This window comes from Arsenicibacter sp. R0_47 (genome assembly GCF_057652235.1).
The window spans coordinates 48,832-63,140 of the sequence record NZ_JBYFCJ010000014.1; the positions used below are offsets into that span (position 1 = coordinate 48,832).

The window sequence follows — 14,309 nt, forward strand, 5'->3', positions numbered from 1 at the left end:
ACAAATAATGTTAAAGCGGGCGCAGTTTTATATTACGATACCATACTGTGCTGCCCCAGTCCTGAAGTCCGATCCGGCCCTTAAATTGCCGTTTACTGACAGGCGCATTTTTCAGACCGCTATTGGCAATCCGGTTCTTCCAGTCGTCGCTGCTGAGGTCATGTTCCTGAATAGTAAAGCCGTTCATTTTTACGGTCAGCTTATTGTTTTGCAAAACCACATGTACCTGATTCCACTCACCGGCCGGATTCACTTCTCTGAGCCGGGCATTTGCAACACCAAAAAAATCACCGGCCCTGTGTGTGTTCTCTTTGGCCCCTTCATAGATGGCGTCATCGAGGACTTGTAACTCAAGACCTGTATCATGCATATTTACATTATCAGCATTTTCTGTAACGAAAAAAAAGATTCCGCTATTGGCCAGTCTGCTGACTTTCCAATCAGCTTTAAATTCAAAATTGCCGGAAAAAACAGCATCCGTTACGATATCACCCCCATTAACCGCTTTGTTGCCTGCGCGGTTGGGAACGTTAAGTTTCAGGGCATTCCCGTCAATAATCCAGGCAGAACCCGTTTCCTTTTTTCCGTACGAATGCCATCCGGTTTTGTCTTTTCCGTTAAAAAGTAAAATCCATCCGTCTTTCTTTTCTGAGCTGCTTAATGTATTGATTGATTGTGCATTAACTGCTATTGAGAAGAGCAGATTTGCAAAAAATAAGGGTATGGTTCTGGTCATAATAGAGGAGAGTATATCTAGGAGCTAAAGCAAAATCTTTAACGATTCTCACTCAATTAATAACATTTTTTTCAGGATTATGTATGAACTATCATGTAAGAGCCTGTTTATTTATGCGTTAATCTAAGAAATACAGGTTACCTGCTTATCCGGGACAGAACCGGAATAAAAGTTCAGGGTATATACGTAGATTGAAAAAATAGTTAGCGTGTATAAGACTGAAAAAAAATAGTAAAAACGAAAAAAACAGGAGTACCATAAACTAGATTAGTAAATAAATGTATTGAACTACAAAAAATGTTAGCATTTTTGTAGCTGAAAGACTAAAGCTTATTTAACATAAAGCCGTCACTAACAATGAAAGAAAAAGAACTTCGCTTTTTTTCTGTAGAAGAGAACAGCAAACCAAGTCCTAAAAAAGAAGCAAAAGAAGTTGAGCTGACCGGAACAATTTCTGCTTTTGGGAAATTGGTGTTTCCGTCAAAAACTGTTGAGCAGTTAGATGTGAACCCGGAAACAGCATCATTCAAAATTGCTACCCAGGCCGGAAAGCGCAAAATTAAATCGCTGTATTTAATTCCTGTTGCTGAAGGTGGTTCTGATACATTCAAAATGGAGCAAACAGGCCGTGGATACTGTATTCCGCTTGCGTTGATTCTTCAGAATAATGGTGTAGACTTTTCAAAGTCAAAGTTCACCTTTACGGTTAAACCGTTTGAATATGGTGATACAAACGGCTTCGAACTCCAGATTGAAGATCAGGCTCCGAAGCCGGAATATACCGGTAAACCGCGTGGCCGTAAAAAGAAGGTTGTAGAAGCTGCTGAATAGTCTGTCAGCCCTGTAATTTCTGTGAGAAGCGATCCCTGTCCAGGCAGAGATCGCTTTTTTTGTTTAAAAATATCTGCCTGACAAACAGCTGCTTAAACGTCTTTTTTAGTGGACTTGTGAAAATTTTTCTCTGATTTATACTACAAATCCGCGGTTGTGCTACACTATCCTGATAGAACTGAACCTAAATGAAGTCCTATCAAGATTACATTCACTTCCAGACGGAAGATTTTCTGGCCGACCTGCTGTTTAAGGAATGGCTGGCCAATCCCACACCCGAAATGAACGCTTACTGGCAGGGACTAGTCCGGACGCACCCGCATCTGGAAGGCTCCTTTATGCAGGCCCGGCTGATTGGTCTGGGCATGGCTTCGTCATGGACATCGTTCTCCGAAGAATATGTTGACCGTCTTTTCAGCCGCGTACAGCAGGCTGCTCCCGCTGATACCGGCCGCGTGCCCGGGTGGCTTAGCCGGCGTACCTGGCAGGTGGCCACTTCGGTAACAGCCCTGCTGATTGCCTGTGCCTGGGCAGTCCGCTTTTACCTGATGGCCCAGACCATTCACACCGGTTATGGTGAGCTGAAAGATGTTAAACTCTACGATGGCTCACTGGTGACGCTGAATGCCAACAGTACGCTGAACCTGCCGTCGCGTTTTGCATGGCAGACTAAACGCGAAGTCTGGCTGAACGGGGAGGCTTATTTTACGGTCCGGAAGCAGCCCGCCGGTGATGGCCATACTTACCGGAAATTTACGGTGCATACCCACCGCGTTGATGTAACGGTACTGGGTACGCGCTTCAATATCTACACCCGGCCGCAGAAAACACAGGTATTGCTCGATGAGGGCCGCGTCGAACTTGACCGCCGCGGACATGAACCGCCGGTGCTGATGCGGCCCGGGCAGTTTGTCGAATACGGGGGGCAACAGAAGAACAATGCCGTTATTAAAACCATTCCGGCCGCTCAGAGCCGTCAGGTGAATGCCTGGAAACGTAATCTCCTCATTTTTAATGATGCCGGTATGACTGAACTCGCCCGCCGGTTCAGTGAGATTTATGGGGTGTCGCTTATTCTCGAGGGCGACGCTTTTGCCGATCAGCAATTTACGGGCGAACTGCCGGTTAATGACCTTGAGAAATCACTTTTGATTATATCAAAAACCTTTGATATGCAGGCTGTTAAAGACGGCCAGCGTGTCTATTTTACCAACAATACAGAAGTTCCTTAACATGCAGATCTATGAAAAAATCCTTACGTAAAATTCGCCTCAGTGTATTTGGCTTATTAGTGACGGGGGCAGTCTCGGGGGCATCGGCCCAGATTCTGGCATCGGCTAGTCAACCGGCGACACGGCAGACAGGGAATGCACCGGCTGCTGCCCGGACCAGCCTGCGGACGCTCCTGTCCCGTCTCGAATCGGCTTATAATGTCCGGTTCAATTACAAGGCCGGTCTGGTACGTGATGTACTGGTTGAACCGGTACAGGTGAGTGAATTCAAAGGGCAGCTCGACCGCAAGCTGAACGATATGTTACAAGCCTATGACCTGCAATGTCAGGCAATTGATGACAAAGCGTATGTCATTCGCCGCCGGACCAAAGCCATTGACAGTGTTGCTCCGAAAACGGGCAGTGTGAACGGCTTGCCGGAACCATCATCGGTTGCTGCGTCTGAAAAAGAAGTGGCCACTGCCGATATTACGATCTCCGGTGTGGTAAAGGATGCCGATAATAACCAGCCGCTGCCGGGTGTCAATGTAGTCGTCAAAGGGGCTGTGCGTGGTACAACCACCGATGGACAGGGCAAATATACCTTGTCGGTGCCGTCGTCGGGAGCCGTACTGGTATTTTCGTTTGTCGGGTACTTTCCGCAGGAAGTCGCCGTTGGCAATCAGACCGCCATCAGTATCTCGCTCAAAGCCGACGTAAAGGCACTGAGCGAGGTAGTTGTTGTGGGCTATGGTACCCAGAAAAAGGTAAACCTGACGGGTTCTGTTGCCTCGGTAAACATTGACGATAAAATTTCCGGCCGTACATTGTCCAACGTATCGTCGGGTTTGTCGGGGCTCGTGCCGGGTCTGACGGTGCAGCAAAACAGCGGGATGGCCGGCCGCAACGGCGCTAACCTGCTGATCCGGGGTGTTGGTACGGTAAATAACGCCGGGCCGCTGATCGTTGTGGACGGTATGCCCGACGTGGACATCAACCGGATCGACATCAACGACGTTGAAACAATTTCGGTGCTGAAAGATGCCGCGTCGGCGTCGGTCTATGGGTCGCGGGCGGCTAACGGGGTTATCCTGATTACCACCAAAACCGGCGCTAAATCCCAGAAGGCCAGTATCAATTACACCGGCACATACGGGATGTCGCAGCCGACAAACTTCTACAACTACTTCGACGACTATGCCCGTTCGCTGACGATGCACCTGCGGGCGTCGGCCGCCGGTAACTCCTCGACCACCTACCGCTATGGTACGGTAGAAGAATGGATGTCGAAAAGTATGGTTGATCCGCTGCGTTACCCGAACACCAACTGGTGGGACGTTATCCTGCGCGACCACGGTCGTGTGCAGACCCACAACCTGTCGGCGGCGGGCAGCAGCGATAAGGCTAATTTCTACTTGTCGGCCGGTTTGTATGATGAGCTGGGTATCCTGATCAACCACAATTACAAGCGGTATAACATGCGCTTTAACCTTGATTATAAGATCCGTGATAACGTTAAAGTCGGAACACGGATTGACGGACAGTGGTCGAAGCAGGAGTTTGCCCGGCAGGATGGTCTGATTAACTATGAAGGTACGGACGGATATGATATCCGGAGTGCGGTGGCTGGCATTACACCCTATGATCCGGTATCGGGCAAATACGGCGGCATCATGGCCTACGGGGAAGATGCCTTCGCGCGGAATATGCTGTCTATGATGAGCGTAAACCATAACCTCATGGATCGGCAGGAATTCAATGGAACCTTGTACGGCGAGTGGGAGGCACTGCCCGGCCTGAAGGTGCGGGGCGATTACAGCCTGCGCTATTATAATCAGTTTCAGAAGAGTTTTTCCGATCCGACTGACGAATGGAATTTCCAGACCGATGCATTGGCCCGGACGCTGGTTGCACCGAGTGCCGGAATTAATAACTCAACTGTTCAGGGGTATAAAACACTGCTTCAGGGACGTATTACGTATGACAAGGAAATTTTCCCAGGCCATCAGCTGAATGTACTGGCGGCCTATAATGAAGAGTACTGGTTTGCGCGGAACATGTTTGCGAGTCGTAATGACCGGATTTACCCGAACCTGACGGAGATTAACGCTGCCCTGACCAACATTCAGGGTACGGGCGGTGGGTCGGATGCTGAGGGGTTGCGGTCAGTAATTGGCCGGTTAAACTATGTTGTGAAAGACAAATACCTCTTCGAAGCCAACGCCCGTTACGATGGGTCGTCGAAGTTCCTGCCGGGCTACCAGTTTGGTTTCTTCCCGTCGGCGTCGCTAGGCTGGCGGTTTACCGAAGAGCCGTTCTGGCAGAGCCTGAATACGACCATTCTCTCGTCGGGGAAACTGCGGGCGTCGCTGGGTAAGCTGGGTAACAACTCCGGGGTTGGCCGTTATGAGCAGCGGGATATTTTCTCGCTGACCAACTACATCCTGAACGGCAAAATTGCCAAGGGCTTTAGCGCGAGCAAAATCATCAACGAAGACTTTTCATGGGAGCAAACCAACGTAACCAACTTTGGTCTGGACCTTGGCTTTTTCGGGGGTAAGCTGACGGCCGAAATTGATGCGTATCAGAAGTATACTAAAGGCATGATCCGGCCGTCGTCGCTGTCGACCCTGCTGGCGGGCTACAGCGCCCCCCGTCTGAATATCGGCGAAATGCGCAACCGTGGTATCGAAGTAAATCTGGGGTACCGCTCGCGGATTCAGGGGATCAACGTCGGGGCCAACCTGAACGTGTCGTACAATAAAAACCGGCTTCTGAAGTGGAACCAGTTCCTGGGCAAGGACTGGGTGTATCTGAACATGCCGTACCACTTTACCTACACGCTTCAGTCAAAAGGCATTGCCCAGAGCTGGGAAGATATTGCCAACGCACCGTTCCACGGGCAGTACTTCGCGCCGGGTGATGTGCTGTATGAAGACGTTAACGGCGACGGGCAGATCAACAACGAAGACCGCAAGGCTATGCCGCAGTTTAACCGCGACCAGCCGCTGATGATCTATGGCCTGAACCTGTTTGCCAACTGGAAAGGCTTTGATGTCAGTTTCCTGTTCCAGGCCGCTACCGGTCGCCGTGATTTCTGGCTGGAGCCGTTTAACCAGGTAAATATTCCGTCAACGCGGAATGCGTTCAATGATTTTCTTTGGTATGATACCTGGACACTCGATAACCGCTCCGCGTCAATGCCGCGTCTGGTCAGCGGATCGGGTGGCAACAATCAGGCCGAATCCACATTCTGGCTGGACGACTTCAGTTATCTGCGTCTGAAAAACATTCAGTTTGGCTATAACGTACCGGCACGGTATTCGAAAATATTCGGGATGAGTAAAGTACGGGTATATGCGACTTCTGAAAATCTGTTTACCCTGACCAAATACCGTGGCGTGGATCCGGAGAAAAGCACATTTACGGGAGGCACTAATAACGATGATATTTTCCCGCTGCTCAAAACCTACTCGTTTGGTCTGAACATTGGCCTTTAATCGCCTCAAAACTATGAAACTGATACATACATCATTGAGTAACACCTTTCTGCTGCGTGGTCTGAGCCTGCTGATGGCCGGAACCCTGTTGCTGGCAGGCTGTACAAAAGACCTGCTTGATCAAGTACCTACCACCGAGCTGTCGGCCGACTTGTTCTGGAAAACCACCGACGACGCTGTTTTTGCTGTAAACGGGGTATACGATGCGGCCCGTACCACCTTTGGCCGGGACTATTATTTTGACGGCGCCGGTGAGTTTGTGCATACGCGGGGCACGAGTAATAACCTGGGTTCCTTTAGCCCTAGTGCGCTGGGCAGCAGCTTCGATTTTCACTGGACGAACTGCTACCGGATCGTTAACCGGGCCAACTATGTACTGGAAAACATCAGTAAGCTGCAACCCAGCCTGAAAACGCAGACCGAAAAAGACCTCGTTGCGCGGCTTGTCGGGGAAACCCGTTTTCTGCGGGCGCTGGCCTATTTCCGGCTAATCGACTTCTGGGGTGATGTGCCGTATTTCGGCCGCCGCCTGAACGGAAACGACGAAGCGTATTCACTGAGCCGTACGCCGAAAGCCGCCGTTAAGGACTCTATCCTGGCCGACCTGAGCTTTGCCGCCAACGTGCTGCCGGAAAAGTATACGGGCGATAACCTCGGCCGTGCGTCGAAATATGCCGCCTGGGGATTTGCCGGCAAGGTAAACCTGTACTGGGCCAGCTGGATGAAAAACGAAGGCAAAGGTAGTGACGCGACGGCCGCCTACACCGCTGCTGCTGCCGAGTTCAAAAAGATCATCGACAAAAATATTTCGTTGTTCCGTGGGGGTGAGCCGGGACCGGCCAACGACCCGAACTACTTCTACCTGTTTCAATACTTCAACGAGTACGATCCGGAAATTATCTTCTCGGTACAATTCGGCGGGCCTCAGTTAGGACAGGGCGAAGAAATGATGCGTGACTTCGGCACCCGGAACACCGGAAATGCCCAGTGCTGGGTAGCGCCGACGTTCCGCCTGGCCAACCGCTATCAAATGGTGTCGACCGGTGATTTTGCGACTCCGCTCGTCCTGAATTCAAACGTTAACGGAGCCAACAGCTCGAGCAACCCGAACTCTTACACCGGCCGTGACTACCGGATGCGGGCCACGATGCTGTGGGATGGTCAGAAAATGGTAGCTCTTTCGACCGACGGTCTGAATGTACTCGACAGTATTCCGTTCCGGTTCGGCAGCCGCGACGGGGTGCAGTTCATTAACTATGACGGTGCTCCGGCAGGCTATATTTTCCGGAAATGGGTACGGCAAACCGGTGGCATCGGCCGGAGCGACGGACCGCAGGATTTCTACATGATGCGTTTGCCGGATGTATGGCTGATGTATGCCGAGGCGGTAAACGAAGTGAATAACGGACCGACCGCTGAGTTGTTCACGCTCCTGAACCGTATCCGCCGCCGGGGCAATCTTCCGGCGCTCGCTCAGGCTAAATTTGCCACAAAGGCGGATTTCTTCAAGGCAATTGAGCAGGAACGGATCGTTGAGCTGGTTGGCGAAGGACACCGCTTCTTTGACATCCGCCGCTGGAAAAAAGCCGAAGAAATCTGGCCGATGCCGGGTGGTCAGGTGCTGTTCGACAGCCGTGGCGTACGGGTACGCGACGAGTTTGTCAATGCGCCGGAACGCAACTACCAACGCTTTTATATTTTCCGGATTCCGACCGGCGAGATCGAAGTAAATCCGAAAATTATTCAGAATACGGCCTGGTTATAGTCATCTCATTAGCCGACAACGCATTTTACATCATGAAAAAAGGAATTATCTATATCGTTTTTGCCATTGCCGGACTGCTGGTGTTCGGTGGTTGCACCAAAGAACCGGTCGACGATGCGGGACTGCTCATTACGGGCCGTTCGCAGTGTTACATGAGCTTCTTTGATCTCCTGGGGTCTGATAACCGTACCGTACTGGTGAGCGGCACGACTCAGATTGATACCCTTGCCCAGACCATCACGGCTGTAGCAAAGTTTGGTACAAATATGACGCGGGTAAAACCGTATTCAAGCGTAGTAACTGATGCAACCGTGGAGCCTAAAATGGGTGTCTGGGTTGATTTCTCGCAGCCGATGCTGTACACCGTTGTGTCCGGTAACCGGAAAATCCGTAAGCAATACACCATCACTGTAACCGTACAGAAATAACTGACCTGGCCATGAACAAAAACTTAACATACCTGGCCGTGGCAGTCATGAGCTGTCTGGGGCTGGCTGCCTGCGAAAAGACAACGGTCGATGTGTTGCAGCCGCTGAAAAACGATTTACTCAAGAAAACCACCGGGCCGGCTGTGATCGGTACCCGCGTTGAGTTTGCCTACGCCATCGGTGCCAACGACGGGACGTTGCAGAACGTAAAGGCCGAGGCGTCGATTGCGGGGGCCACCGGAACCGGCTTCAGCGGATTTTCGTGGTATACCGACCGCGCAACGGGTGTCGATAAACCTTTGCAGACGGCGACCGATACCGTTACAAACGGCGTGTTATCCACGGCTAAGATTCTGGATGTGAGTAATAAAGCCGTTACGCTGCGCTATTTCTATAGTGTGCCGGAAGCCGCCCGTGGACAGGTGGTCAGCATCAAATTCAGTGGTACCTCATCGGCTGGTAAGGAAGTGACCTTTACCACGCCCGGCTATCAGGTCAGCAAAATGGATATGGTGCGGTCAATTGTGCTGGAGGATGCGAAAAAGGCGTATTTCTCCATTGCCGACATGAAAGCCTACACGAAGGAAGAAGTTGAGCAGGGGAACCTGTCGGGTAAGATTGACTTCGTGTACATCTACCGGCCGACGATTTCGACGTACGCCTTCGGGCACGCGATGGTGTCACTGGCGAATAAGTCGTACATCACTGACCTGAATTTACCGGCGGCCTGGACAAAAGCAGCCACGAAGCTGGACAAACGGGTAGATATCCGCGATGCACAGCTGCGGGGCAGTGGCTTCGACTCGTACATCGACGACATTGATCTGGAGAAAACGACGTTTACCAATGCTGCTGATTATGCCTACGGACTCGCTGCTGACCAGGGGGCTTTTGTGACTTCGGCCGATGGTACCTATACCGCCTATATCTTCGTCAATGCCGTGAATAATACAGCCAAGACAATGACCGTCAGCATGAAGCGGCTGAAGGTAAAGTAGCGATTTAACCGGATTCTGAATGAGTAATGTAAAATGAATCGTGAGCAGCCTGTCCGGCTGCCTGCATTTTACATTACTCATTTTACATTGTTTATTGATGTACCATGCTTCGTTTCCTTCTCTTTCTGGTTACCTGTCCGTTTTTTCTGACCGCCGCTGCGCAAACACCTCATCCGCATATTCTGGTCAGGGCAGGGGATAAAACTGCCGTTCTGGAAAAAATCAGGACGCAGCCCTGGGCTCAAAAAGCGTTTGACGAGCTGCTCAAACACGTTGATCCCTACGTGGACCGCCATCAAACTGACCCCGACTGGATATTGAGCCGGTACCTGATGAACCGTGTGCCTGGTAAACGCTACACCCGTTTTTATTCGGATGCCGATGGAACAGCCCTTGTCCGCTACGCAGGTGATGCCCCCGTACCTACCGTACGGGTGTCTCCGCACAAACGCCCGCCAATTGCCAGAGACGGCTACCGGTTCCGGACACCCCGTATCGACGAGTTAATCCCTAACGACACCTCAATGACCATGCGGCTCCAGAGTACGGGGCCTGGCAAAACGTGGGCCGTCGTTGATCCGCAACATATGGTCGAGGTCATTAACGGCAGCATCAACCAACTGGTGCTTGAGGCGTCCATTGCCTATTGGCTGACCGATAAGCCTGCCTACGCGCGGTTTGCCGCTGATGTTCTTAATCAGTGGGCGCGCGGGGCCGCACAGCAGTATCCGATAGAAGGGCCGTGCCGGACGGGCTATTTGTCCATTCAAACACTCGGCGACGGTAGCTACGAACCCATGCTGCTGGCCTATGATTTTCTGTACGATTACCTGCGCCGCGAGCGGTATGAAACAAGTTATTACGAACCGGTATTCGACCGCTTTGCACACACTATGGCGTTTCGCGGACTCTGGAATAACAACTGGTTTGCCGCTGAAACACCGGTGCTGGTTTTTTCAGCCTTGTCGCTCGAAAACCGGCAGCAACAGCAGTACTACCTCGACTTTATGACGCGCCGGGATACTATTGCCGGTAATTGCGGCCAACTGTCGTTGCCTACGGCCATGGAAAAATGGTTTACGCCGGATGGCCACTGGAAAGAGCCCGGCGGCTATCACAATTTTCCGGTCAGCAGCCTGCTTATTGCCGGTATGGCGCTCGAAAACGGCGGTATCCCGGTATTTCAGCAGTATCCGGCTCTGTTTCAGGCTTCGTATGTGATGCTCAAATACGCGTTTCCGAATTACACGGTGTCGTCATTCGGTGATACCGGCCGGCCAACACAAAGTGCAGAGTGTCTGGAAATCGGGGTGGCCATGGCCCGGAAGTACAACAGTCCCATGCTGCCATCGCTGCTGGCGGCGATGGAGGTTGTGCAGAAAAAACAGGGATACGACCGGAGCGAATCGGGTTATATGGGCCTGCTGTGCTTTTTACCCCGTATTCCGGAAGCCGCCGGGCAACAGTACCAGTGGCCCCGCAGCGGCGAGCTTGATTTTGCTAAATGCTACCTGCAGCGTAACGGAACCAATACCGGAACCGGACTAATGTATGTGGTGCAGGGGGCCAGTTATAACCATAACCACGCCAATGGTATGTCGGTTGAGTTCTATGGCGCAGGGCGGGTGATGGGTATTGATCCGGGTAACGGACCCAGTTACGAAGATCCGATGCATACGGGCTATTATGCCCAGTGGGCGGCCCACAACACGGTGGTGGCAGATGGCCGTTCGGCGTCTGTTCCGTATTTCAGAGGCGGCGGCGGTACCAAGAACATGGGCGAAATAAAACTAATGGCCATGGAGCCGCGCGCCGGACAGGAGGCGGTTTCGGCGGAATGCTCGTTTACGGATACCCGTTATACTGATAAGTCGACCGGAACGGGGCAGCAGCGCACTTTGGCCATTATCCGGACCTCGCCGGAAACCGGCTACTACGTGGATATTTACCGGTCCGACAATGCCCGCAGCAACGAGTACCTGTACCACAACGTAGGGGATGCCGTGCAGCTGCTGGGCGCAGACCGGAAACCGCTGCCGGTTGAAGCGGCCAGTATGCCAATGGCAACCGATGCCAATGACCCGCCGGGCTTACGGCATTTTACGGCGGTAAAAACACCGGTTGGCAATAGCCCGGTAAGCAGTGCCGTCTTCAGCCTTACGGCAGGTATCCCCACATTTATGCAGGTGCACACGCTGCCGGAAGAAGGCCGGACCATGTACGTCGCCCAGGCTCCCCGCGCCGGGACCGCTGAGGCCGCGTATCAGCAGAAACCGGTGCCGGTGCTGGTTATGCGGCAAATCGGCGAAGCCTGGAACCGGCCGTTTGTGGCCGTTTACGAGCCGTTTACCGGAGCCGGATCGGTAACGGCCTTAACGCGGTTACCTGGTGATAATCCGGGAGAGTTTACCGCCTTTTCGGTCGCGAACCGGAACGGCAGCCGTCAGCTCGTTTTGCAGGCGACCGGTGCAGAGAAGCAGCACAAAACGACCAACACCGGTTTCCAGGGCTATTTCGGGGTGGTAGGTTTGAGTGGTGACGGGCTTTCGTATTTGTATCTCGGTGAAGGGAGTATGATTCAATATCAGGGGTACACACTGAAAACCGGCACGGCGGCCGGTTCGGCAAACCTGACCGTTGACGGGAAACGGCTGCGGATAACCTGCCGGCAGGCAACAACGGTCAGTATTCCGGCGGGTCGTAAAGCCGTGTTGACGGTGGCCGGTAAGCAAACGGCATTACCTATCCGCAGAAACGAAGTGGGTGCTGTATCATTTACCGTTCCCGCGGTCACCGATGGCCTGATCCTAATTGATTAACTGACAAAACGCTATGAAAAAACTCTTCCTGCTTTGCTGGTTGCTGGCTGCAACCGCCTTTGCCCAACAACCCGCTGATCTGCTGAGCGGTAAATTCACGAAAGAGCAACTGCAACAGGCGCTGATTCCGCAGGCAGGCTGGACGCCTTTCCCGAAACGCGAAGACAGGGCGGGCTGGGCGAAAGCCGACCCGGCGATGATGCAGGCAATCGTTGCCAAAGCAGAGTCGTATCTGAACTATGCCTGGCCTTATATTCCGGCCACAAAATCACTCCTGATTGAGCGCACCGGCGACCGCGACGAATACCAGACGGTTAGTTTTCAGAAGCGCGATGTACTTGGTCTGCTGTTACTGGCTGAAATTCACGAGAACAAGGGCCGGTTTATCGATCCGATTATCAATGGCGTGTGGTCGATCTGCGAGGAGTCGTTCTGGGGTGTTCCGGCGCACCTGCCGAGGGGCAAACAATATGGCGGGCTGATGGATGTGTCGAAGCCTTTTGTGGACCTGTTCGCGGCCGAGACAGCGACCTATCTGGCGTGGGTTGATTATTATCTGGGTGATAAGCTGGATGCTGTCTCGCCGCAAATCCGGAAGCGGATTTACTACGAGACAAACAACCGGATTTTTAAACCGCTGATGACGCAGCACCACGGCTGGATGGGCTACAACAAGGACGGACGTCGGCCGAACAACTGGAATCCGTGGATTTGCTCCAACTGGCTGAATTCGGTTTTACTGCTCGAACGGGACGATACCAAACGCGCTGAAGCCGTGGCGAAACTGCTGGATGTGCTCGACGAGTTTCTGAATCCGTATCCGAAAGACGGTGGCTGCGACGAAGGACCCAGCTACTGGGGAGCCGCTGCGGCCTCGCTGTACGACAACATTGCGATGTTGAATCTGGCCAGCAACAATGCCTTTCAGTATGTGTATCAGGATGAAAAATTCCGGAACATGGGCAAGTACATTTACCGCGCCCAGATCAACGAAAAATACTTCATGAACTTTGCCGATGCTGATCCGCAACCAGGCATGGCTGCTACCATGATTTACCGGTACGGCAAAGACATTAATGATCCGGATATGATGCGTTTCGGGGCATACTACCGGAAAGCGGAAGACAGTAACCTTGGCCATTTCCATTTTTTCCGGCATTTCTATTCGCTCTTTATGCAGGACGAGTTTAAGGCAGCCGCAAAAGGATTGCCTTTACCCAAAGATGTCTGGTTACCGGAGCTGGAAGTGATGGCCGCCCGCGACAAAGAGGGCACTACCGATGGATTTTATGTGGCAGCAAAGGGTGGTAATAACGACGAAAGTCACAACCATAACGATATCGGCAACTATGTGGTGTATTACAATGGATTGCCGCTGCTGATTGATGTTGGTCGCGGAACCTATACCCGTAAAACCTTCAGCGACAAGCGGTATGAAATCTGGTATAACTGTTCGGACTACCACAATCTGCCGACGATTAACGGTAAGACCCAGCCGCCGGGCGCAGCGTTTAAGGCGGCAAATGTGGCTTGTCAGCAGGGACCGGCCTTTGCGCAGTTTTCGCTCGACATTGCCGGTGCTTACCCGGCTGAAGCGGGTGTGAATACCTACCGGCGTACAATACGCCTGAACCGTGCAAAGAACGTACAGATTACCGATGTCATCAGCCTGCAACGGGCAGAATCAATGACGCAGCACCTGATGACCGTTTATCCGGCGGAGGTCCGCAAGCCTGGCGAACTGGTGATTCATTATGCCCCAAAAGGCGGTGAGACGAAAGATTTTGTAATCAGCTATGATGCCGGACGTATGGAACCGACGGTAGAGAAGGTAAAGCTGGAGGCGATGGAAGACGGCGGTATTAAAGCGAAATGGGGTGACACCATTTACCGCATTAATTTTACCGTACTTAAACTACAAACAGCTGATAAACTGTCGTTTACGGTATCGGCGGCGAAATAATCCTTTTCGGCGCAACTCCCCGAAAGTTCAGAACCGCCAGGCGGCCCTGTTTCGGGGA

General features: G+C 52.2%; 9 protein-coding genes. 8 read left to right on the plus strand and 1 reads right to left on the minus strand.

All coding sequences use genetic code 11. The features are described from left to right. Positions 1-10 precede the first annotated feature (10 nt). Positions 11-736 (minus strand): 3-keto-disaccharide hydrolase, encoded by a 726-nt coding sequence (locus AC23NW_RS20955; RefSeq protein ID WP_487451789.1) that lies wholly within the window; start codon positions 734-736, stop codon positions 11-13. Positions 737-1,093: 357 nt separating this feature from the next. On the opposite strand from AC23NW_RS20955, the gene AC23NW_RS20960 reads away from it, so the two are divergent. The 8 genes from AC23NW_RS20960 to AC23NW_RS20995 all read left to right on the plus strand — a co-directional run bounded on the left by AC23NW_RS20960 (position 1,094) and on the right by AC23NW_RS20995 (position 14,251). Further along, positions 1,094-1,567: a hypothetical protein gene (locus tag AC23NW_RS20960; protein ID WP_487451791.1), complete on the plus strand. Its 474-nt coding sequence runs from the start codon at positions 1,094-1,096 to the stop codon at positions 1,565-1,567. A gap of 188 nt (positions 1,568-1,755) precedes the next feature. Next, complete coding sequence (locus tag AC23NW_RS20965; protein WP_487451792.1) at positions 1,756-2,799, plus strand: FecR family protein; 1,044 nt, start codon at positions 1,756-1,758, stop codon at positions 2,797-2,799. A gap of 11 nt (positions 2,800-2,810) precedes the next feature. Beyond that, positions 2,811-6,278 (plus strand): SusC/RagA family TonB-linked outer membrane protein, encoded by a 3,468-nt coding sequence (locus AC23NW_RS20970; RefSeq protein ID WP_487451793.1) that lies wholly within the window; start codon positions 2,811-2,813, stop codon positions 6,276-6,278. A gap of 13 nt (positions 6,279-6,291) precedes the next feature. Beyond that, a complete protein-coding gene (locus AC23NW_RS20975; RefSeq protein ID WP_487451794.1) occupies positions 6,292-8,043 on the plus strand; it encodes a RagB/SusD family nutrient uptake outer membrane protein in 1,752 nt (583 codons plus the stop codon). 32 nt (positions 8,044-8,075) lie between these two features. Next, positions 8,076-8,471: a hypothetical protein gene (locus AC23NW_RS20980; RefSeq protein WP_293833490.1), complete on the plus strand. Its 396-nt coding sequence runs from the start codon at positions 8,076-8,078 to the stop codon at positions 8,469-8,471. Between the two features lie 11 nt (positions 8,472-8,482). Further along, positions 8,483-9,469: a DUF4466 family protein gene (locus AC23NW_RS20985; protein WP_487451795.1), complete on the plus strand. Its 987-nt coding sequence runs from the start codon at positions 8,483-8,485 to the stop codon at positions 9,467-9,469. 104 nt (positions 9,470-9,573) lie between these two features. Then, a complete protein-coding gene (locus tag AC23NW_RS20990) occupies positions 9,574-12,288 on the plus strand; it encodes an endo-acting ulvan lysase-like protein (RefSeq protein WP_487451796.1) in 2,715 nt (904 codons plus the stop codon). 13 nt (positions 12,289-12,301) lie between these two features. After that, a complete protein-coding gene (locus AC23NW_RS20995) occupies positions 12,302-14,251 on the plus strand; it encodes a heparinase II/III domain-containing protein (RefSeq protein ID WP_487451797.1) in 1,950 nt (649 codons plus the stop codon). Positions 14,252-14,309: the final 58 nt, after the last annotated feature.

Coding starts and splice junctions, on each gene's coding strand:
- AC23NW_RS20995 (WP_487451797.1), top strand. CDS start 12,302: ATGAAAAAACTCTTCCTGCTTTGCTGGTTGCTGGCTGCAACCGCCTTT.
- AC23NW_RS20960 (WP_487451791.1), top strand. CDS start 1,094: ATGAAAGAAAAAGAACTTCGCTTTTTTTCTGTAGAAGAGAACAGCAAA.
- AC23NW_RS20965 (WP_487451792.1), top strand. CDS start 1,756: ATGAAGTCCTATCAAGATTACATTCACTTCCAGACGGAAGATTTTCTG.
- AC23NW_RS20975 (WP_487451794.1), top strand. CDS start 6,292: ATGAAACTGATACATACATCATTGAGTAACACCTTTCTGCTGCGTGGT.
- AC23NW_RS20990 (WP_487451796.1), top strand. CDS start 9,574: ATGCTTCGTTTCCTTCTCTTTCTGGTTACCTGTCCGTTTTTTCTGACC.
- AC23NW_RS20985 (WP_487451795.1), top strand. CDS start 8,483: ATGAACAAAAACTTAACATACCTGGCCGTGGCAGTCATGAGCTGTCTG.
- AC23NW_RS20980 (WP_293833490.1), top strand. CDS start 8,076: ATGAAAAAAGGAATTATCTATATCGTTTTTGCCATTGCCGGACTGCTG.
- AC23NW_RS20955 (WP_487451789.1), bottom strand. CDS start 736: ATGACCAGAACCATACCCTTATTTTTTGCAAATCTGCTCTTCTCAATA.
- AC23NW_RS20970 (WP_487451793.1), top strand. CDS start 2,811: ATGAAAAAATCCTTACGTAAAATTCGCCTCAGTGTATTTGGCTTATTA.